The 22,652-nt window shown below is 32.2% G+C and carries 17 protein-coding genes; 12 read left to right on the top strand and 5 right to left on the bottom strand.

All coding sequences use genetic code 11. The features are described 5' to 3' along the window. Positions 1–87 precede the first annotated feature (87 nt). The 6 genes from ACM591_RS11635 to ACM591_RS11610 all read left to right on the top strand — a co-directional run bounded on the left by ACM591_RS11635 (position 88) and on the right by ACM591_RS11610 (position 8,732). The gene (locus tag ACM591_RS11635) at positions 88–1,968 is read left to right on the top strand and encodes an ABC-F family ATP-binding cassette domain-containing protein (protein WP_058625500.1); all 1,881 of its coding nucleotides are present in this window, start codon (positions 88–90) and stop codon (positions 1,966–1,968) included. Positions 1,969–1,981: 13 nt separating this feature from the next. Next, entirely contained in the window at positions 1,982–3,760 is a 1,779-nt protein-coding gene (gene recQ / locus ACM591_RS11630; RefSeq protein ID WP_029377704.1) for a DNA helicase RecQ, read from the top strand. Positions 3,761–4,215: 455 nt separating this feature from the next. Continuing rightward, the gene (locus tag ACM591_RS11625) at positions 4,216–5,178 is read left to right on the top strand and encodes an ABC transporter ATP-binding protein (protein WP_418354387.1); all 963 of its coding nucleotides are present in this window, start codon (positions 4,216–4,218) and stop codon (positions 5,176–5,178) included. After that, on the top strand, positions 5,175–6,692 hold the full coding sequence (locus tag ACM591_RS11620) for an ABC transporter permease/substrate-binding protein (protein ID WP_029377702.1): 1,518 nt from the start codon (positions 5,175–5,177) through the stop codon (positions 6,690–6,692). The genes ACM591_RS11625 and ACM591_RS11620 overlap by 4 nt, the downstream gene beginning before the upstream one ends. A gap of 186 nt (positions 6,693–6,878) precedes the next feature. Continuing rightward, complete coding sequence (gene hisC, locus ACM591_RS11615; protein WP_029377701.1) at positions 6,879–7,934, top strand: histidinol-phosphate transaminase; 1,056 nt, start codon at positions 6,879–6,881, stop codon at positions 7,932–7,934. Positions 7,935–8,183: 249 nt separating this feature from the next. After that, entirely contained in the window at positions 8,184–8,732 is a 549-nt protein-coding gene (locus tag ACM591_RS11610) for a 5' nucleotidase, NT5C type (protein WP_017722532.1), read from the top strand. A 164-nt stretch (positions 8,733–8,896) separates the two neighbouring features. Here the strand turns inward: ACM591_RS11610 and ACM591_RS11605 are convergent, their stop codons facing one another. From ACM591_RS11605 to ACM591_RS11585, 5 genes are all read right to left on the bottom strand, one after another. Beyond that, positions 8,897–9,859 carry a diacylglycerol kinase family protein gene (locus ACM591_RS11605; protein WP_326026145.1) on the bottom strand — a complete coding sequence of 321 codons (963 nt, stop codon included), beginning with the start codon at positions 9,857–9,859 and terminating at the stop codon, positions 8,897–8,899. 339 nt (positions 9,860–10,198) lie between these two features. After that, positions 10,199–11,707 carry a peptide MFS transporter gene (locus ACM591_RS11600; RefSeq protein WP_029377699.1) on the bottom strand — a complete coding sequence of 503 codons (1,509 nt, stop codon included), beginning with the start codon at positions 11,705–11,707 and terminating at the stop codon, positions 10,199–10,201. Positions 11,708–12,189: 482 nt separating this feature from the next. Then, positions 12,190–13,704 carry a peptide MFS transporter gene (locus tag ACM591_RS11595; RefSeq protein ID WP_029377698.1) on the bottom strand — a complete coding sequence of 505 codons (1,515 nt, stop codon included), beginning with the start codon at positions 13,702–13,704 and terminating at the stop codon, positions 12,190–12,192. A 183-nt stretch (positions 13,705–13,887) separates the two neighbouring features. Further along, positions 13,888–14,388, bottom strand: a complete 501-nt coding sequence (gene queF, locus ACM591_RS11590) for a preQ(1) synthase (protein ID WP_029377697.1) — start codon at positions 14,386–14,388, stop codon at positions 13,888–13,890. A 21-nt stretch (positions 14,389–14,409) separates the two neighbouring features. Next, positions 14,410–15,291: a DMT family transporter gene (locus ACM591_RS11585; RefSeq protein WP_029377696.1), complete on the bottom strand. Its 882-nt coding sequence runs from the start codon at positions 15,289–15,291 to the stop codon at positions 14,410–14,412. Between the two features lie 725 nt (positions 15,292–16,016). On the opposite strand from ACM591_RS11585, the gene nrdI reads away from it, so the two are divergent. From nrdI to ACM591_RS11555, 6 genes are all read left to right on the top strand, one after another. After that, on the top strand, positions 16,017–16,415 hold the full coding sequence (nrdI, locus tag ACM591_RS11580) for a class Ib ribonucleoside-diphosphate reductase assembly flavoprotein NrdI (RefSeq protein WP_017722526.1): 399 nt from the start codon (positions 16,017–16,019) through the stop codon (positions 16,413–16,415). Then, positions 16,378–18,483, top strand: coding sequence for a class 1b ribonucleoside-diphosphate reductase subunit alpha (nrdE, locus tag ACM591_RS11575; RefSeq protein ID WP_029377695.1), 2,106 nt, complete (start codon positions 16,378–16,380; stop codon positions 18,481–18,483). Before nrdI ends, nrdE begins: the two co-directional genes overlap by 38 nt. 116 nt (positions 18,484–18,599) lie before the next feature. Further along, positions 18,600–19,568, top strand: coding sequence for a class 1b ribonucleoside-diphosphate reductase subunit beta (nrdF, locus tag ACM591_RS11570; protein WP_029377694.1), 969 nt, complete (start codon positions 18,600–18,602; stop codon positions 19,566–19,568). A gap of 369 nt (positions 19,569–19,937) precedes the next feature. Further along, the gene (locus tag ACM591_RS11565; RefSeq protein WP_029377693.1) at positions 19,938–20,906 is read left to right on the top strand and encodes an ABC transporter permease; all 969 of its coding nucleotides are present in this window, start codon (positions 19,938–19,940) and stop codon (positions 20,904–20,906) included. Then, the gene (locus ACM591_RS11560; RefSeq protein ID WP_418354386.1) at positions 20,896–21,855 is read left to right on the top strand and encodes an iron chelate uptake ABC transporter family permease subunit; all 960 of its coding nucleotides are present in this window, start codon (positions 20,896–20,898) and stop codon (positions 21,853–21,855) included. The genes ACM591_RS11565 and ACM591_RS11560 overlap by 11 nt, the downstream gene beginning before the upstream one ends. Beyond that, on the top strand, positions 21,852–22,652 hold the full coding sequence (locus tag ACM591_RS11555) for an ABC transporter ATP-binding protein (protein WP_029377691.1): 801 nt from the start codon (positions 21,852–21,854) through the stop codon (positions 22,650–22,652). The genes ACM591_RS11560 and ACM591_RS11555 overlap by 4 nt, the downstream gene beginning before the upstream one ends.

Genomic DNA, 22,652 nt, shown 5'->3' with positions numbered 1-22,652 from the left:
AGTTAAAAAAGGTGTATAATATGTAGAACTGAAATTAAGTTTAACAGAAATAATTATAATTTTCGATATTAAAAAGGATGTTGGGCAATGGAAGCATACAAAATTGAACATTTACATAAATCATATGCCGATAAAACCATTTTTGATAATTTGCAGTTGTCAATCTCTGAAGGTGAAAAAATAGGACTTGTAGGTATAAATGGTACAGGTAAAAGTACATTATTGAAGGTAATAGCTGGATTGGATGAAGACTTTGAGGCAGAAGTATCACATCCCAATGCTTATCGCATCCGATATTCTTCTCAAAAACATGACTTTGATCAAAATATGACGGTGTTTGAAGCAGTATTAACTTCAGAAACTGAAACAATTAAAGTTATAAGAACGTATGAAAATGCTTTGGCGCGATATACAGCGACCCAAAGTAATGAAGATTTTCAGAAAATGATGCAAGCACAAGAAGCAATGGATAATTACCAAGCATGGGATTATAGTGCTGAAATTAAAACGATTCTTTCTAAATTAGGTATTTATGATACAAACAAAGAAGTGAGTGAACTTTCAGGAGGCCAACAGAAACGCGTTGGTTTAGCTAAAACACTTATTGAACAACCTGATTTATTACTATTAGACGAACCAACAAACCATTTAGATTTTGAATCAATCAATTGGTTAATCAACTATGTGAAACAATATCCGCATACAGTATTATTTATCACACACGATCGTTATTTCCTAAATGAAGTATCCTCGCGCATTATTGAATTAGATAGAGGTAAGCTTACAACCTATGTAGGAAATTACGAAGATTATATAGCTCAACGCGCAGAAAACGAAATTATAGAACAAAAACAACAAGCGAAACAGCAATCCTTATACAAGAAGGAACTTGAATGGATGCGTGCTGGCGTTAAGGCACGTACGACTAAGCAGCAAGCTCGTAAAAATAGATTCAACGACCTAGAACAAGATGTGAAAAATCAACACCAACAAGATAAAGCCTCTTTAAACCTTGCTTATTCTAGATTAGGGAAACAAGTCTTCGAATTAGAAGGCTTAACGAAACGCATTCATCAAAAAACATTATTTAAAGATGTAACGCAAATTATCCAAAGTGGTCAACAAATTGGTATTGTTGGTCCAAATGGTGCAGGTAAAACAACGTTACTGAATATCTTAAACGGTGAAGATAAAGATTTTGAAGGTGACCTTAAAATTGGACAAACGGTAAAAGTCGCTTATTTTAAACAAACTGAGGAACGACTAGATCGTGATATAAGAATGATAGATTATTTGAGGGAAGAAAGTGAAGTTGCTAAAGAAAAAGATGGCACGTCAGTATCAATCACTCAATTACTCGAAAGGTTCTTATTTCCAAGTTCAACACATGGTAAAAAGATTTATAAATTATCAGGTGGAGAACAGAAAAGATTATACCTTTTAAGCTTATTGGTACACCAACCGAATGTACTTCTTCTAGATGAGCCAACAAATGATTTAGATACAGAAACACTTACAATTCTTGAAGATTATATTGAAACGTTTGGTGGCGCCGTTATCACAGTTAGTCACGATAGATATTTCTTAAATAAAGTAGCACAAGAGTATTGGTATATTCATGATGGACAAATGGAGCGCATCATCGGTACTTTTGAAGATTATGAAGCTTACAAAAAGGAACAACATCAGTTAAAAGAGCAAAAGAGTCAACAGTCTAAAGTCAAACAACAACCTGACAAGAAAAAGAAAAAAGGTTTATCTTTTAAAGAAAAACAAGAGTATGAAATGATTGTCGAGCGTATTGATACAACTGAAGAACGATTAGAAACTATAGAAAAAGAAATGATTGAGGCAACCTCTGATTATGCCAAGATTAAAGAACTAAGCGAAGAACAACGAAGATTAAATGCGTTGTATGAAGAAGATATTGCAAGATGGAGCGAACTTGAAGAACAAAAAGAACAATGAGGGATTTTATAACATGGAGTCAACTTTATCGCATTATTTTGGCTATGACACATACCGTCCTGGTCAAAAAGAAATCATATCAAAAGTATTAGATCATCAAAATGTGCTCGGCGTTTTACCTACCGGCGGGGGAAAATCAATTTGTTATCAAGTACCAGGATTAATGTTGGGTGGCACAACAATTGTAATCAGCCCATTAATCTCATTGATGAAAGACCAAGTTGATCAATTAAAGGCAATGGGTATTCGTGCAGCATATTTAAATAGTAGTTTAACTCAAAAACAACAAAAAGAAATTGAAACACAATTAAGAAAAGGTGAAATTCAATTCTTATATGTTGCACCAGAACGTTTTGATAACGCTTATTTTATTAGCTTATTACAACAATTATCAATTCATTTAGTTGCTTTTGATGAAGCGCACTGTATTTCTAAATGGGGACATGATTTTAGACCAAGTTATCAAGATGTAATCCATAAGGTATTTGCATTGCCACAAGACTTTACGATCGTTGCACTAACTGCAACAGCAACTATTGAAGTTCAAAAAGACATAATGGAACGTTTGAATATAGGAAAAAATGATGAGATAAAAACGAGTACAAAAAGACGAAATCTCGTGTTTCAAGTCAATCCTACATATCAACGACAAAAATTTGTTATGGAATATGTGAAGCAACATAAAAAGGCAGCGGGCATTATCTACTGCTCTACACGTAAACAAGTTGAAGAATTACATGAAGCTTTACAGAATAATGATATCAACAGCACGATTTATCACGCTGGACTAACAAACAAAGAACGTGAAGCAGCGCAAAATGATTTTGTGTATGATCGAGTACGTATTGTTGTTGCGACTAATGCTTTTGGTATGGGTATAGATAAATCCAATGTGAGATTTGTTATACATTATAATATGCCTGGCGATTTAGAATCGTATTATCAAGAAGCAGGGCGTGCCGGTCGTGATGGCTTGAACAGTGATTGTATCTTATTATTTAGTGAACGAGATATTGGATTACATCAATATTTTATTTCATCTTCAAAAGCTGATGATGACTATAAAGATAAAATGGGTGAAAAATTAACAAAAATGATTCTCTACACTAAAACGAAAAAATGTTTAGAGGCCACTTTAGTTCATTATTTTGAACCAAACGAAAAACTTGAAGAATGTGAACAATGTAGTAATTGTGTCATTGAAAATAAGACTTATAATATGACGAACGAAGCGAAAATGATTGTAAGTTGTATAGCTCGTATGAAGCAAAAAGAGAGTTATAGTGTCATTATACAGGTGTTAAGAGGCGAAGATTCTGATTATATTCGTTATTGTGATTATAACGAACTCTCAACACATGGAATTATGAAAAATTATACAACTTCAGAACTTAGCCATTTGATAGATGAATTGAGATTTAAAGGGTTTTTAAATGAACACGATGAGATTTTAACGTGTGATCAATCTGTTAAGAATTTGCTCGGCGAGCAAGTTGAAATATTTACAACTCCATTCAAACGAAAAACTAGAGAAAAAGTAAATATAAATACGGTAGAAGGTGTGGACCGTGCACTATTTGATGAATTGATTAGCGTCCGCAAAGAATTAAGTGAGAGCTTGAGTATTCCACCAGTTAGTATTTTTTCAGATTTTACATTAGAAGAATTTGCTAAAAGAAAACCAGAAACAAAACAAGAAATGATTTTAATTGAAGGTGTAGGTAGTTATAAATTAAAACATTATTGCCCGATGTTTTTAGAAAAAATTCAATCATATAAATCTAAAATCTAGCAGATTCAAACAGCTAATGTGCACAAATAATTGCGATAGAATGAGTCACTTATATGCTATTAAGATAATCGCGATGATCCTTGCACTAAAAATAGGCTTAACAAAACGCTTTTCTAAGTTGAGATTGTTGAGAGTTCAAGGTTGTAGCCATCTTCTAATAGAAATTGATAGTTGTACCCCTATTGATTATCATAAGTGAAAAATAAATAAACTAAAGTTATTAAGCGAAGTTAATTTGACAATAATTAATATACTATGCAAACTCTTAAGACATAGATATAATTTTATTTCGAATTAACTTCGTTTTTTTTAAAGATTATAACGATGACTTGTAAGTTAAATGCTATGGATAAATTAATTGAATTATACATAAAATCAATAAAAATAGGGAATATACCATTTAATTGAAAATGCAAATTTTTGTTAAATGAATATACGATAATGAAGGTGACAAAGTGATAGAATTTAAAAATGTAGTTAAACGTTACGGTGATAAAGTAGCTGTTGATGATATTAGTTTTAATATTGATGAAGGAGAATTCTTTGTTTTAATCGGGCCGTCTGGTTGCGGCAAGACAACTACGCTAAAAATGATAAATCGATTAATTTCTCTTTCTGAAGGTTATATTTATTTTAAAGATAAACCGATAAGTGATTATCCAATATATGAAATGCGTTGGGATATTGGCTATGTTTTACAACAAATTGCATTATTTCCGCATATGACAATTAAGGAAAATATTGCGCAAGTACCGCAAATGAAGAAGTGGAAAGATGTCGATATAGATCAACGTATTGATGAACTAATGGATATGGTAGGATTAGAACCTGAAGTATATAAAGATCGTAAACCAGATGAACTTTCCGGTGGACAACAGCAACGTGTAGGCGTTATTCGTGCTCTGGCAGCTGATCCACCAGTTATTTTAATGGACGAACCATATAGTGCTTTGGACCCAATTAGCCGTGAAAAATTACAAGATGATTTAATTGAATTACAACAAAAAATCAAAAAAACAATTATATTTGTAACTCATGATATTCAAGAAGCTATGAAGATGGGCGACCGTATATGTTTGTTGAATAAAGGCCATGTCGAACAAATAGATACACCAGAAGGCTTTGTCACAAATCCCAAAAATGACTTTGTTAAACAATTTATGGGTGACAAATTAAACCGATCAGTTAATGAGTTGAAACTTTCCGAAGTAACAAATCAACTATCTATACAAGAAGGAGAAACAAAAGAAGGTTATCCAATCATTGACAGTAATTTATATGTTAAAGACGTATATACAGATTTGATAAACAATGAAGCGGTTATTATAAATGATTCAGCTACCTCCACACAGCGAGTGTTAAGACGAAAAGACATTTTTCAAATTTTGTCAGAGCATAAAGGAGGTCATGATGAATGAATACCTTCATTAATACACTTTTAGAGCGTAGAGGACAATTAATAACAACGATATTTGAACATATACAATTATCTTTTATAGCACTTTTGATTGCAGCAATAATCGGTGTGCCGTTAGGTATATTTTTAACAAAAACACGTAAACTTTCCGAAATTGTTATGAATATCGCGGCGATACTTCAAACGATACCTTCATTAGCATTGTTAGGGTTAATGATACCGCTATTCGGTATAGGGAAAGTTCCGGCGGTTATAGCATTAGTTGTATATGCGCTATTACCAATTTTAAGAAATACATATACTGGTATTAAGGAAGTAGATGCCTCATTAGTAGAAGCGGCAAAAGGTATTGGTATGAAACCAGGTAGAAGATTGATTAAAGTAGAATTACCGATTGCTATGCCAGTCATTATGGCGGGTGTTCGTACGGCAATGGTATTAATTATTGGTACAGCAACGTTAGCTGCGTTAATCGGTGCTGGCGGCTTAGGTGATTTAATATTACTGGGAATTGATAGAAATGATTCATCACTTATTTTAATTGGTGCCATACCAGCGGCATTATTAGCTATTTTATTCGATTTAGTGTTACGTTTTATGCAAAAACTTTCATATAAAAAACTTTTGGTGTCACTTGGAGCGATTGTTATTATTTTATTGCTAATAATTATTGCACCGTTGTTAGCCCAAAAAGGAGATAAGATTGTTTTAGCTGGAAAATTAGGTTCAGAGCCATCTGTAATAACTAATATGTATAAAATATTAATCGAGGAAGAAACCGATAATACAGTAGAAGTTAAAGATGGTATGGGGAAAACTTCATTCCTTTTTAACGCGCTAAAATCTGATGATATTGATGGTTATTTAGAATTCACTGGAACTGTATTAGGTGAATTAACTAAAGAAGATTTAAAATCTAAGCAGGAAGCAAAAGTATACAATCAAGCGAAGTCTAGTTTAGAAGATAAATATGATATGACGATGTTGAAACCTATGAAATACAATAATACGTATGCATTAGCAGTAAAAAAAGATTTTGCTGAAAAACATAACATCAAAACAATTGGCGATTTGAATAAAGTAAGTGACGAGATTAAACCAGGCTTTACATTGGAGTTTAATGATCGCGATGATGGATATCCAGCTGTTAAAAAAGCCTACGATCTAGATGTAGGTGATGTAAAAACAATGGAACCAAAATTACGTTATCAAGCAATCGAGAATGGAGATATTAACCTGATTGATGCTTATTCAACGGATGCCGAATTAAAACAATATGATATGATTGTTTTAGAAGATGATAAGCATGTGTTCCCGCCTTATCAAGGAGCTCCAATGTTTAAAACATCTTACCTGAAAGAACATTCTGAAATTAAAAAACCACTAAACCGCTTAGCTGGGAAAATTTCAGACGAAGATATGCAGGCTATGAATTATGATGTAACAGTGAAAAAGAAAGACCCTTATAATGTTGCAAAAAATTATCTAGAGAAACATAATTTAATCGATAAATAAATCTTAATAAAATAATATGAGACTGTTAACTTGGTATGAAACATAATACTAAGTTAGCTGGTCTCATTTTTTTATCTTTATAAATAATGGTGTCTATATTGATACATTGATTTTAGTCTGTTATAAGGTTTATAATAGTTACTAAGTTTTGAAATTTCTGTAAATTCAAGGAGGACCGAAGCAACTATGAAGAAACAAATTGAACAATTATCAGCTTACGAACCAGGACTATCACCTCGAGCATTAAAAGAACAATACGGAATTGAAGGTGAGTTATATAAATTAGCTTCTAATGAGAATTTATATGGTCCAACACCAAAAGTTAATGAGGCCATTCAAGCACATTTAGATGAGCTACAATTTTACCCTGAAACGGGTTCTCCATTATTAAAAGAAGCAATAAGCAAACATTTAAATGTAGATGCATCACGTATATTATTCGGTGCTGGTTTAGATGAAGTTATCTTAATGATATCACGTGCAGTACTGACAGCTGGAGATAAAATTGTGACAAGTGAAATGACATTTGGACAATATTATCATAATGCAATTGTAGAATCTGCAAACGTAACACAAGTGCCGCTTCAAGAGGGTCATTTTGATTTAGAAGGTATTTTAGCGGAAATTGATAAAGATACTAAGTTGGTTTGGTTATGTAATCCAAACAATCCAACGGGAACTTATTTTTCACATGATGAATTACAGCGTTTTTTAGAACGTGTACCGAGTGATATCCCAGTTATTATTGATGAAGCATATGTTGAATTTGTTACTGCTGCTGATTTCCCAGATACATTAGCATTACAACAACAATTTGCCAATGCCTTTTTATTGCGTACATTTTCTAAAGCATATGGCTTGGCAGGTATGCGTATTGGATACGTTGTAGCCGCTAAAGAGGCTATTGATAAGTACAACATTATACGTCCGCCATTTAATGTTGGCCGTCTATCAGAATACGCTGCCTTAGCTGCATTAGAGGACCAGGCTTATTTAGCTTCTATACGTGATCGCAACGCTCAAGAGAGAGCAAAATTCTTTGAATTATCTCAAAGTGATGCGTTTTATCCTAGTCAAACGAATTTTATTTATGTGAGAACAGATAAGCCACACGAATTGTATGAAGCATTGTTAAATGTAGGATGTATTACAAGAGAGTTTCCTAGAGGTGTGCGTATTACAATTGGGTTCCCAGAGCAAAATGAAAAAATGATAGAAGTACTTAAAGCGTTTAACTTCTAAAAATAATTCTTAATGAACGTTCAACGATACAAAATTTAGCATTTGATTAATATTAGTATGGTGTTTATTATATGGCTATCCTATCGGTCTAGTAAAATACTTGAAGATGATAATATTAATGCTATGTTCAATTTTGGTTTAGTTGAACGTGTTTTGCTATAATTGAGGTGTATCGGGATAGATTTGTTATGTATATATTACGTTACAAATTAAAGAATATAAAGTAAGAAAAAGGGAGTAGAGTAGTACATGACTAGAAAATCAATAGCGATTGATATGGATGAAGTACTTGCTGATACAGTGGGTGCATTAATTGAAGATGTAAATAAACGCACAGACTTAGGTATTTCTATAGATATGTTAGATGGTATTAAATTAAGACATGCGATGCCTGAACATGATGGCTTACTGACTGAAATTTTACGTGAACCTGGATTTTTTAAAAAATTAGAAGTTATGGCTGATGCACAAGAAGTTGTGAAGAAGTTAACTGAACATTATGATGTATTTATTGCCACTGCTGCAATGGATGTACCGACGTCGTTTCATGATAAATATAATTGGTTGAGAGAGTATTTCCCGTTTCTTGATCCTCAACATTTTGTATTTTGTGGTCGAAAAGATATTGTTAACGCAGATTATTTAATTGACGATAATCCACGACAGTTAAGTATCTTTACTGGAACACCAATTATGTACACAGCAACACATAATATTAATGATGATAGATTTGCACGTGTTAATAATTGGAAAGATGTAGAGCAGTATTTTTTAGGAGATAGTGAATACAAGATTTGAATATTTGTTAGCAGTGAAGTGGGTGGGTTTATTGCCTTTTTGCTGCTTTTATTTATAAATTTTAAACATTATGCAAGCATTAAAAATAAGATTTTATTATTGGTATTATAGCCACTAATAAAATCTTATTTTTTACGTTATTAGGTTGTAAATCAGTGTTTTTGCTACTCTTCTTCTGTTTGTTGTGTATCTATATTTGAGTCCGGTAGAGTTAGTATATTAATTGCGCTAGGCACAATCTCAATGTTGAGTGGTGTATTTAAGGCAATTTCTCCATCTATGTCTACTTTCATTTGTGGGTCAGTTTCAATAGTTATTTCTTTAGCTAGGATGTGTTTAATACCGTCCGTCATGTTATTCCAATTCATACTATCACGTTGTTTAAATATATCAGTTATTACACTTGAACTATGTTCTTCAAAAACGAATATATTTAAATAACCGTCACTAGGTGAGAGGTCTGTTAAAGGAATACGACTTCCCCCTATAAATGGACCGTTTGCTACAACAATCATTGCGGTATTGCCATTGATTTCTTTTCCATCTGCGGTCATTTTGTAATCAAAGTGCTCTGGATTGAGTAATGTCTTAACAGTAGAACCGACATAGCTCAGTTTCCCGAAAACGTCTTTATTCCCATTTTGCACATTTTCTGCATTTTGCACTATAAGACCTAATCCTGCAAAGTTAAGTGCGTATTGATCATTTATCTTCATTACATCATAAGCTTGTAACTCTGAATTGATAAGTTGCTGGCTTGCTACTTTATGGCGTGGATTAAGATTTAATGTCTTTACGAAATCATTAAACGTACCGCCAGGAATAATACCAATAGGAATATCTAATTCGCTTTGCATCAGTCCGTTAATAAGTTCATTTACTGTGCCATCTCCACCAAGAATGAAAATAATATCAACATCATCGCTATAGCTTTGATTTTTTATTTCTTTACAGAAAGTGATAATATCACCTTCATTCTCGCTTAGTTGGATAGATAAATGTTTACAAAATGTTGTTAATGAAGAGGCTACATCCCCCAAGGCTCTATAAATATCTTTTATACCTGAGTGTTCATGATAAAATAACACACCGTGTTTGTATTTTGTTTTAGTCAATCTATTCACCATTTTTCTTTTGATTTTGCGTTCTATTTTATTATTTACCCGATTTTTTAACAAAATAAATACATAACGTTTAGGGACTAAATTATAGCCTTTAATCATTTAGTAAGCAAATACCAATTTTTATTATAGTTATGAGCTAGTAGTGAGTTAGCAAATTGTGTGATTTTTATGTACATATAAAATGATGTTTTAGTGTTCATGACGAGTGATGGTTAGAAATGAGAGCTATTCTAAATTTTTGCGCCTATAGATAAGTGTATATTAAAAAGAAAAATTTAAAAATAATAAAAAACAAACCAAACACTTGTTTAAGCGTTTGGTTTGTTTGTATCTTAATTTAAATTATTTAATGCCTCTCATGCCTCTGACAATTTTGGGTACAAAAGCAAGGACAATAAGACTTACGACAATTGCGATAACACCTAAGAATAAGAAATAGTTTTTATAGCCTAGTGGTTCGATTAAATGAACAAGTGTACCATTAATCGCTTGTGCACATGCATTTGTTAATAACCATAAACTCATCATTTGTGTGTTAAACGCTTTTGGTGCTAATTTAACAGCAGCACTATTACCTGTTGGTGATAAGCATAGCTCACCAATTACACAGATGATATATGAAAGGATAACCCAGTTAACACTTAACATTGAACCATCTGAGGAGTGTCCTATTAAACCGATCATGATATACGAAGCACCAGCTAACAATGCACCTAAAACAAATTTTGTCGCTATACTTGGTTGGCGTCGAGCCATTTTTGCCCATATGATTGAAACAACTGGAGCTAGTAATACGATAAACAGTGGATTAATAGATTGGAACATTGTTGGACCAAAGTCTGTCTTCCATCCAAAAATATTTAATTTCATATCACTGCTTTCAAAGGCGAATAAGTTGAGTACATTTGCCCCTTGTTCTTGAATAGACCAGAATAAAACACCTAAAACAAATAATGGTATAAATGCAATAACACGTGAACGTTCATCGTCTGTTACTTCTTTGCTGCGTATCATTATTGTAAAGTAAATAATAGGTAATGCTATACCAAGTACTAATACAGTTGTACTTACGATGTTAAATGAAAGTGTACCTGTTAAACCAGTAATGATTAACACAGCGGCAATGATTAGTGTTACAACCGCAAATATTAAACCATATTTTTTCTTTTCTTGCTGATTTAATGGATTGGTAGGTTTTGTACCAACATCGCCAATGTTTTTCTTATTGAAAATCATGTACCAAATTAAACCAAGTGCCATACCAAAGGCTGCGATTAAGAAGCCTGCATGGAAATTTCCACTATCAACAAATTGATTTAAGATTAATGGTGAAAGTAATCCACCTAAGTTTACTGACATATAGAAAATAACAAAACCGGCGTCAATACGCGTGTCATTTTCTGGATATAGTCTACCAACAATATTTGAAATACTTGGTTTCATTAAACCTGAACCAATTATAATGAAAAACATTGAGATAAATAAACCGATAACATCTAATGGTAAACTTAAGAAAATGTGGCCAATAATAATTAATACGCCACCATAAAATGTGGCTTTACGTGTGCCGGTAACTCTATCTGAAATCCAACCTCCAAGTACTGAAGTCATATAAATTAGAGCACCATACACAGCCATAACTGATTGTGCAGTGCTTTTATCCATACCAAGGCCACCGTCTTTGATAGCGAAATACATATAGAAAATTAATAATGCACGCATACCATAGTAGCTAAATCTTTCCCAAAATTCTACGAAGAATAAAACACCAAGGCCTTTAGGATGACCAAAAAAACCTTTTTGAGGAATTGATTCGACTGTTGGATCTTGTGATGTATACTTATCTTGCATAAAACATTCCCGTCCTTCCTTGCTCCCAATAAAAATGTATAAAAAAGATTTTACGCTTAATTAAATTTAATTGCAATAATATTCTCAAAATAAGAATATTCTGAATGTTCCGATAAAATATAGTTAATATAGCATTGCATTTATATTTCGGTAGATGTAAATATTTTTTTTACAGAATGTATAAAATGGAAATTCTTGTGCTGGATTTTAGTTGAGAATAGTATGTTCATGATAAAAGGGGGAGAGATGAAGTCTGTAAAGTGCATATGTGTATGGATTAGCAATGTGTTAGTGGATAGAGATATAAGGCAGGCATATTTAAAATCAACTACTTTTAAAGGTAGTCAGAACTAATGATAAGACAAAAAAGCCCGAGACATAAATGTCTCGGGCTTCTAATCATGTATAGTATAGACGAAAGGAGCGTAGTTAAACCATAAATATAAAGTTATTTCTCCTAAACATCTGTTCAATAAATTTAATTAATAAACACCTTTCATTGCGCGTTTAACTTTTGGTGAAATGAGTAATAATAATACACCAATGACTACTGCAAGAAGACCTGAATACATAAAGTAATCACTTTGATCCATCTTAGTATAGACAACAACGAGTTGTGCGTTCAGTCCTTGTGCAGTTGCGTTACTAAGCATCCATAAGCTCATCATACGTGCTGTGAATGTAATTGGTGCTAATTTTGTAGTTGTTGATAAACCAACAGGTGAGATACAAAGTTCACCAATTGTTATCAATAAGAAACTTAGTACAAGCCATAATGGGTTAATTAACTCATTACCAGTAGCTAACGGAATAATCATTACTAAATATGATAGACCGGCAATAATTGCACCAAATGCAAATTTATATACAGTAGGCGGGTTGTGTTTGCCTAATTTCATCCACAACGTTGCAAATACCGGTGCTAGAATAACAATGAATATTGGATTTAATGATTGTGCCCAAGCTGCTGGAATTGTAAAGTCGAATAATCCATTGGTAAGGACTGACATTTCTAATTGTGTTTTTTTATCTGCAAATGTTGCTAAAATTGTTGATCCTTGTTCTTGAATCATCCAAAAAGCTACAGATGTTATGTACAGTGGTACGTAACTATATACACGCGAACGCTCATCTTTAGTTACATCTTTACTTACAATCATGTTAATAAAGATGTAAATAGGTAATACGATACCTAAAATAGTAATTAAGAAACTGAAGTTTTCAAGCGTCAGTGCATTGAATAAATGTAAAACTAATAAATAAACTAAGAATAATAAGATGAAACCACCAGATATAAAACCGAATTTCTTAATTTCTGGTCTTGTTAATGGATTTGGGACGTTACGTCCAGCAAAACCTAAGTTTTTCTTACGTTTAATCGCATAGACAACTAAACCACAGAACATACCGATTGCAGCAGCTAAGAAACCTGCGTGGAAACTAATTCTAGTTTGTAAGAAACCAGTTAATAACGGTGCAAGTAAACTACCTAAGTTAATTCCCATATAAAATAATGTGAATGCAGAGTCTCGGCGCACATCATTACGGTCATATAATTCACCAACTGTAGTTGAGATGTTTGGTTTTAACAAACCCGTACCTGCAATGATGACAGCTAATGCAACCATGACTAATGTTAAATTATTTGGTAATGATAGCAATAAATGACCAATCATGATGAGGATACCACCATAGAAGACGGCATTTTGAGTACCAGTAATCCTATCAGCAATCCAACCGCCAATCACGCCCGACATGTAGATTAAGGTACCGTATATTGCAACGATTTGCATCGCGACGGCTTGGCTTAATCCGAAACCACCTTCAGCTACGCTATAGTATAGATAAAAAATCAAAATGGCTTTCATACCATAGTAACTGAATCTCTCCCAAAATTCAGTGAAGAAAAGTGTGCTTAGTCCTTTTGGATGTCCGAAGAAACCTTTATTTGGAATACTTTTCATTATTTCTTCGTGTGTGTAATCAATCTTTTTCATAAATTCCCTCCCCTTAAACGGTTGGATTTATTTTATACCGTTTTCAAAAAAATAACAAGCGTATATATGAAAAGTACAAAATTTAATGAATAATCAGTTAATTAATGATAAAAAAGTATAAAAAATAAACTATCAAAGATGTAAATTAGGCAATCTTCTTTGATAGTTTATGGAAATAGGATACTAACGGTTATCTATTTTTTCAGGATATAAATCGTGATTCATTAAACGATGTTCTGCCATTTTTTCATATTTAGAATCTGGGCGACCATAATTTGTATAAGGATCGATTGAAATACCGCCACGAGGCGTGAATTTGCCCCAAACTTCAATATAGTGAGGGTCCATCAATTCGATTAAATCATTCATAATGATATTCATACAATCTTCATGGAAATCACCATGATTTCTAAAACTAAATAAGTATAGTTTTAATGATTTTGACTCAACCATTTTTACATTTGGTATATAAGAAATATAAATTGTCGCAAAATCAGGTTGACCTGTAATTGGACAAAGTGATGTGAATTCTGGACAGTTGAATTTTACAAAGTAGTCACGTCCTGGGTGTTTGTTGTCAAAGGATTCTAAGACAGCTGGGTCATAATCAAATTCATATTTATTATTTTGATTGCCAAGTAGAGTAATATCTTGTAAATCTTCTGTGTTACGTCCTTCGCTCATAATTAAAAAACTCCTTTAAATTTATGGTTTTTGTTCTGCTTTTTGAACAGTAGTAGGTTGTCTTCTAGCCTTTTCAAACATATAGTAACTAGATGCAATGATAATCATATAGCCAAGCACTGCATAAAAGTCGGGCGATTCCCCAAATAAGATAAAGCCAAATAACGCGGTAAAGATAATAGATGCGTAAGTAAAGATGGAAATATCTTTAGCAGGTGCGTAGCTATAAGCAAGCGTAATACCAATTTGACCTGCGGCAGCTGATAAACCAGCACCGATTAAATACCATACCTGAGTCATTGTCATTGGCTCAAATGTAAATATAGTAAATGGTATTAGAACTATAATGGAAAAGAATGAAAAGTAAAACACAATTGTATAGGGTGCTTCGCGTGTACTAAGTGCTCTGACACAAGTATAAGCACTTGCTGCAAATATGCCAGATAATAAACCGGCTATAGCTGGAAACATAGATGAAGAAAACTCTGGTTTCACTACAAATAACATTCCTGCTATCGCTACAATCATAGCTATAAATTGATAATTACGAACCTTTTCATTTAAAAATATTAAACTAAGTAAGATAGTCCAAAATGGGTTTAACTTCATTAAAGTATCAGCATCACTTAGAATCATATGATCTATTGCATAAATATTTAGCAAAACACCAATCAAACCTAATGTTGAACGTGAAATCAACAGGGGCTGACTGCTGAGTTTACCAAATAGAGGTTGTTTATATTTGAAAATAAAATACATTGGTATAAACATTGCTACTAAATTTCGAGCAAGTGACTTTTGGAATACTGGTAAGTCACCAGCTAGTCTGAAGAAAACAGACATAAAGCTAAAACCAACTGCTGAAATAAGTATGGCAATGATACCCTTAACTTTAGGATTCACATGTATCGCCTCAATTGTTAGTTTTTAACGTATTTATATTAGCATATTTTTCTAGAATATGTATATATCCTTGAAAGTATGAAGTAACTATATTATGATTATAAAAAAAGAGAACAAACGTTCTTGTTTTTATACTGTAACCTATAACTTATCTAAATGAAATTTATAGCTTGTGTAATTTATGTTGTAAACAACAGGATGGGCGTTAATGCCTAAACCACGGTAAATCAAGCGTTACATGCTTTTCAAAAAAAGCAAATGAAAAAACCTTAAATTTAGAAAAAAATTTTTTTGTAATCAAAAACATCAGTTTAAAGTTGAATTGGTGCCATTTATCTCTGATTTTCAAGATTTTGTCAAAAACAAAGGTCTTTAAATAAGGTTCTGAATTATGTATAATGAAACACATAATATAGTATTGATAGTCGGGACGAAACACAATATATTGTGTTTTATACACGTTGTCACTTTATTTATAATAAACCAAATTTTAAGTAAAATAACACTATTGAGAGCGTTTAATAATGACAAATCAAGCATAAATACTTAATTAATGATTTTTTACATACCAATATATAGATAACAAGTTTACTATATATAGTGGTTTACTCCAAAAGTTAATACGAGTATTTATTTATTAAGTGAGAATTGTAATAGTTCAATTTTTTTACTTGTGATTTTTCATTAATAAAATATGAGTTAAATATAAGAAAGAAGGTGGTCCAATGAAGGTTGTCTATTTTTCATTTTCCGGCAATGTGCGCAGATTTATCAAAAAAACTGAGCTTACGAATGTGATGGAAATTACACAAAGTAATTGTTCTGAGAAAATCGAAGAACCATTCATATTGGTCACTGGAACGATAGGATTTGGCGAAGTACCACAACCAGTTCAGTCATTTTTAGATGTAAATAAAAATTTATTAAAAGGCGTTGCAGCAAGCGGAAATCGCAATTGGGGTCAAAACTTTGCGAAAGCTGGACGGTCTATCTCAGAAAAATATCAAGTTCCTTTATTAATGAAATTTGAAGTACAAGGAACACAAAATGATATTAGCGAATTTAAAGATAAGGTGGGGCATTTCAATGAAGATTATGGACGAGAAGAAATACAATCATATTGAGTTAAATAACGAGGTTACTAAACGTAAAGATAATGGCTTTTTCAATTTAGAAAAGGATCAAGAAGCATTGGCAGTTTATTTAGAGGAAATAGAAGATAAGACGATATACTTTGATACTGAAATCGAACGCCTTCGCTATCTCGTTGATAATGATTTCTATTTTGACTTATTTGCAAAATACTCAGAAGAAGATTTAGTAGAAATAACAGATTACGCTAAAAGCATTCCATTTGAATTTGCGAGTTACATGTCTGCAAGTAAGTTTTTCAAAGATTATGCTTTAAAAACAAATGATAAAAGTCAGTATTTAGAAGACTATAAGCAACACGTAGCAATCGTTGCATTATATCTAGCAAATGGACATAAAGCGACAGCTAAACAATTTATTTCAGCAATGGTTGAACAACGTTACCAACCAGCAACACCTACATTCTTAAATGCCGGTCGTGCTCGTCGTGGTGAGCTCGTATCTTGTTTCTTGCTTGAAACAGATGACAGTTTGAATTCAATTAATTTCATTGATTCAACAGCTAAGCAATTAAGTAAAATTGGTGGCGGTGTTGCTATTAATTTATCTAAATTACGCGCGCGTGGTGAAGCGATTAAAGGTATAAAAGGCGTTGCCAAAGGTGTACTTCCAGTTGCAAAATCACTTGAAGGCGGCTTTAGCTATGCAGATCAACTTGGACAACGTCCTGGTGCGGGCGCGGTTTATTTAAATATTTTCCACTACGATGTTGAAGAGTTTTTAGATACGAAAAAAGTAAACGCTGATGAAGATTTACGTTTGTCTACAATTTCAACAGGGTTAATTGTGCCATCTAAGTTCTTCGATCTTGCAAAAGAAGGCAAAGATTTCCATATGTTTGCACCGCATACAGTTTATAAAGAATACGGTGTTACTTTAGATGATATTAACTTAGATGAATATTACGATGAACTTGTTGCTAACCCGAATGTTGATAAAAAGAAAAAAGATGCACGTGAAATGTTAAATATGATTGCACAAACACAATTACAATCAGGTTACCCATATTTAATGTTTAAAGATAATGCAAACAAAGTGCATGCTAACTCTGATATCGGACAAATTAAAATGAGCAACTTATGTACTGAAATCTTCCAATTACAAGAGACTTCTATTATCAATGATTATGGCACTGAAGATGAAATTAAACGTGACATCTCATGTAATCTAGGTTCATTAAATATTGTTAATGTAATGGAATCAGGTAAATTCAAAGACTCAGTACACACAGGTATGGACGCTTTAACGGTTGTTAGTGATGAAGCGGATATTCAAAATGCACCTGGCGTTAGAAAAGCTAATAGAGAGTTACATTCAGTAGGATTAGGTGTAATGAATCTACATGGCTACTTAGCTAAAAATAAAATTGGTTATGAATCTGAAGAAGCGAAAGATTTCGCTAATATTTTCTTCATGATGATGAACTATTATTCTATTGAACGTTCAATGGAAATTGCTAAAGAAAGACAAGAAGTATACAAAGACTTCGAAAAATCTGATTACGCAAACGGCAAGTACTTCGAATTCTATACAACTCAAAATTTTGAAGCAAAATATGAAAAAGTTCGTAAATTATTTGAAGGTTTTGAAGTTCCAACAGCTGAAGATTGGAAAGCTTTACAAAAAGAAGTAGAAGCACATGGTTTATTCCATGCATATCGTTTAGCTATTGCACCAACGCAAAGTATTTCATATGTACAAAATGCAACTAGTTCAGTTATGCCAATCGTTGACCAAATTGAGCGCCGTACTTACGGTAATGCAGAAACATTCTATCCAATGCCATTCTTATCACCAGAGACAATGTGGTACTATAAATCTGCATTTAATACAGATCAAATGAAATTAATAGATTTAATCTCAACTATTCAAACTCACGTGGATCAAGGTATTTCTACAATTTTATATGTAAATTCCGAAATTTCTACACGTGAATTATCTAGACTTTATGTATATGCACATCATAAAGGATTAAAATCTTTATACTACACTAGAAATAAATTATTGAGTGTTGAAGAATGTACAAGTTGTTCAATATAAATAAGCAATAAGAGTCGAGTTAAGTGATTATATAAAAGCAGTCTAATCTAAGAATCAGATTAGGCTGTAAATCACTGCTTTAATTAAATTTTTACTAGATAGGGGACATTATCTAAATGAAAGCAGTCAATTGGAATACACAAGAAGACATGACCAATATGTTTTGGCGACAAAACATTTCTCAAATGTGGGTAGAAACAGAATTTAAGGTATCTAAAGATATTGCAAGCTGGAAAACATTATCTGAACCCGAAAAAGAAACATTCAAAAAAGCTTTAGCAGGATTAACAGGTTTAGATACTCATCAAGCAGACGATGGTATGCCACTGATCATGTTACACACGACAGATTTGCGTAAGAAAGCCGTTTATTCATTTATGGCTATGATGGAACAAATCCACGCTAAAAGTTATTCGCATATTTTTACAACATTACTACCTTCTAGTGAAACAAACTATTTATTAGACAAATGGGTTATTGAAGAACCACATTTGAAATATAAATCAGATAAAATAGTTAATAATTATCATAAATTATGGGGCAAAGAAGCTTCGTTTTTTGATCAATATATGGCGCGCGTATCAAGCGTATTCTTAGAAACATTTTTATTCTATTCTGGTTTCTATTACCCATTATATCTTGCAGGACAAGGTAGAATGACTACATCTGGAGAAATCATCCGTAAGATATTATTAGATGAATCTATTCATGGTGTGTTTACTGGTATGGATGCACAAAGTTTACGTAATGAACTTTCAGAAAGTGAGAAACAACAAGCAGATCAAGAAATGTATAAATTATTAGAAGATTTATATAGAAATGAAGTTGCTTATACACATTCACTTTATGATGATATTGGTTTATCTGAAGATGTACTTAATTATGTTAGGTATAATGGTAACAAAGCGTTGTCTAATTTAGGATTCGATCCATATTTCGAAGAACGTGAATTTAATCCAATTATAGAAAATGCTTTAGACACTACTACTAAAAACCATGACTTCTTCTCTGTAAAAGGTGATGGTTATACATTAGCTTTAAACGTTGAAGCGTTAAAAGACGAAGACTTTATTTTCGAAGATTAAACCAAATTTATAAATATAAGATTAGTTTTAGTGTATTAATGTTAATTATATAATCAATAAGCCTTCTAAAAGTTAAACTTTTAGAAGGCTTATTTTTATATGATATTAGTAGTTAGAGACAAATATTTCAGGAAGAAATCAATGAAAAAGATACATTAATATTTCAGCAAGAAATAATTGATAGATAGTAAACTGAATATTTTTTGTATATAGTATACAATTAAATACTTTTATTTAAATCACTGATTGCTATTGAATTTACGTTTAAAAATGGTAAAATTTTATTATAACCACTGATAATGATTATCATAACCAATGGTTAACATCATGAATAATTCGCAATTATGAAAGGATTAGAGGTATATCATTATGAAATTTTTTTTAAATGGTATTGTTTTAGCTATCATTTTATCATTACTTACTATCCTTTCTCTTTTTATAGGTGTGAGTAAGGTTTCAATTACTGACATTTTCACACTTTCTAAAGAGCAAATGAATATTATAGTCTCAAGTAGAATTCCAAGGACTGTTAGTATATTAATATCAGGTAGTACGCTAGCACTCGCTGGCTTGATCATGCAACAAATGATGCAAAATAAATTTGTGAGTCCAACTACAGCTGGGACTATGGAATGGGCAAAACTAGGCATCTTAATATCAATGATATTTTTCCCTCAAGAAAATATCATGATTAAATTAGTTTTTGCAGTAGTTTTGAGTATTGCAGGTACTTTTTTATTTGTAAAATTAGTTCAATATATTCGTTTTACCGATGTTATTTTTATTCCGCTGTTAGGAATCATGCTCGGTGGTATTGTTTCGAGTTTTTCAACTTTTATAGCACTTAGAACGAATACAGTTCAAAGTATCGGTAACTGGTTAAATGGTAATTTTGCCATTATTACGAGTGGAAGGTATGAAATTTTATACTTAAGTATACCGTTACTAATATTTACATATATTTTTGCGAATCATTTTACAATCGCAGGAATGGGAAAAGATTTCAGTAATAATTTAGGTGTTAACTACGAAAGAATTATTAACATTGGCTTATTTATCACAGCCACGATTACAGCTTTAGTAGTTGTTACCGTAGGAACATTACCTTTTTTAGGGCTTATTGTCCCAAATATTGTATCGATTTTTAGAGGAGATCATTTGAAAAATGCTTTACCGCATACAGCAATGTTAGGTGCAATTTTTGTTATGTTTTCAGACATTATCGGCAGACTGATTGTTTATCCATATGAGATTAATATCGGCTTAACAATTGGTGTCTTTGGCACTATTATTTTCTTAATCTTGCTAATGAAAGGAAGACATAACTATGCAAATTAGCGCTAAAACAAAAATGTACATATTAATTTCTTGTACGGTCATAGTAGCAGCGGTTTACCTTCTAGTAGGTATTGATTTTGAAATATTCCGATATCAATTTACTAGTCGTTTGAGAAAGCTCATACTTATGGTTTTAGTAGGTGGTGCAATAGCAGCATCTGTAGTTATTTTCCAAGCGATTACGACCAATAGATTACTAACGCCTTCTATAATGGGATTAGATGCGATTTATATGTTTGTAAAAGTACTAATTATATTCGTATTCGGTGTACAATCAGTATTTGTTACAGATTTATATTTAAGCTTTTTAATTTCTATAATAGTTATGATTGGATTTTCGTTACTACTATTCCAAGGTATTTTTAGTATTGGTGATGTATCAGTGTATTTTATATTACTGGTTGGTATCATTTTAGGAACTTTCTTTAGAAGTATTACAGGCTTTTTAGAACTAATTATAAATCCAGAAGATTTTTTAGCGGTCCAAAGCGCAATGTTTGCAAATTTTGATGCTTCCAATAGTAAGCTCGTAACCTTATGTGGCATTATACTTATTGTTCTTATCCTGATCACTGTATACGCAATACCATATTTAGACGTGCTGTTATTAGGTCGAGACCAAGCGATTAACTTAGGGATATCATATAAAACTTTAACGCGATTATTATTAATTTTAGTGTCTGTGTTGGTATCAATTTCAACAGCTTTAGTTGGACCTATCACATTCTTAAGTTTACTAACAGTCAATTTAGCACATGAATTAATGAAAACATATAAACATAAGTATATTTTGCCAGCAACGATTTGTATTAGTTGGTTAAGTTTAATTCTAGCCCAAGCAGTCGTTGAAAATTTCTTTGAAGCAACTACGCAAGTTAGCATTATCATTGATTTAGTTGGTGGAAGTTACTTCATTTATCTGTTAATAAAAAGGAGACATGCGCATTGATCAAAGTTCAAGGTCTTAATAAGACGATACAAGATAAAGCAATTTTGCAAAATATAAACGTTGAAATCAACAAAGGAAAATTGACAACTATGATAGGTCCAAATGGTGCAGGGAAGAGTACACTTTTGTCAGCTATAACAAGGTTGATTGACTTTGAATCAGGTACGATTGAAATTGAAGGAAAGTTAATTAGGGATTACAAAAGTAATGAGTTAGCTAAAAAATTAGCAATTTTAAAACAATCCAACCATACAGAATTAAATATTACTGTTGAAGAACTTGTGAAATTTGGACGTTTTCCACATTCAAAAGGTCGATTAAAACAAGAAGATAGAGATCAAGTTGAATACGCATTAGACTTATTACAATTAAATGAAATAAGAGATCGTTATTTAAAAACACTTTCTGGAGGGCAACGCCAACGAGCTTATGTAGCTATGACGATTGCTCAAGACACTGAATACATATTATTAGATGAGCCATTGAATAATCTTGATATGAAACATTCAGTTCAGATTATGCAAACACTACGTAGGCTCGCGCAAGATTTGAATAAAACGATAGTCGTTGTGATTCATGATATTAACTTTGCGTCTTGCTATTCTGATGACATCATCGCATTAAAAGACGGTCAACTTGTAAAAGCCAGTACAAAAAATGATGTTATACAAACAGATGTATTAAAAACGCTATACGATATGGATGTTAGGATTGAAGAAATTCGTGGGCAACGTATATGTGTTTATTACGATGAGTTAACAGCGCATCAAGATTTAGCATTGGCACATTCAATGTAA

This window comes from Staphylococcus sp. Ze2 (genome assembly GCF_048568365.1).
Taxonomy (GTDB): Bacteria; Bacillota; Bacilli; order Staphylococcales; family Staphylococcaceae; genus Staphylococcus; species Staphylococcus xylosus.
The sequence above is the reverse complement of the archived record's forward strand: the minus strand, read 5'-3'. Positions and strand labels throughout refer to the sequence as shown.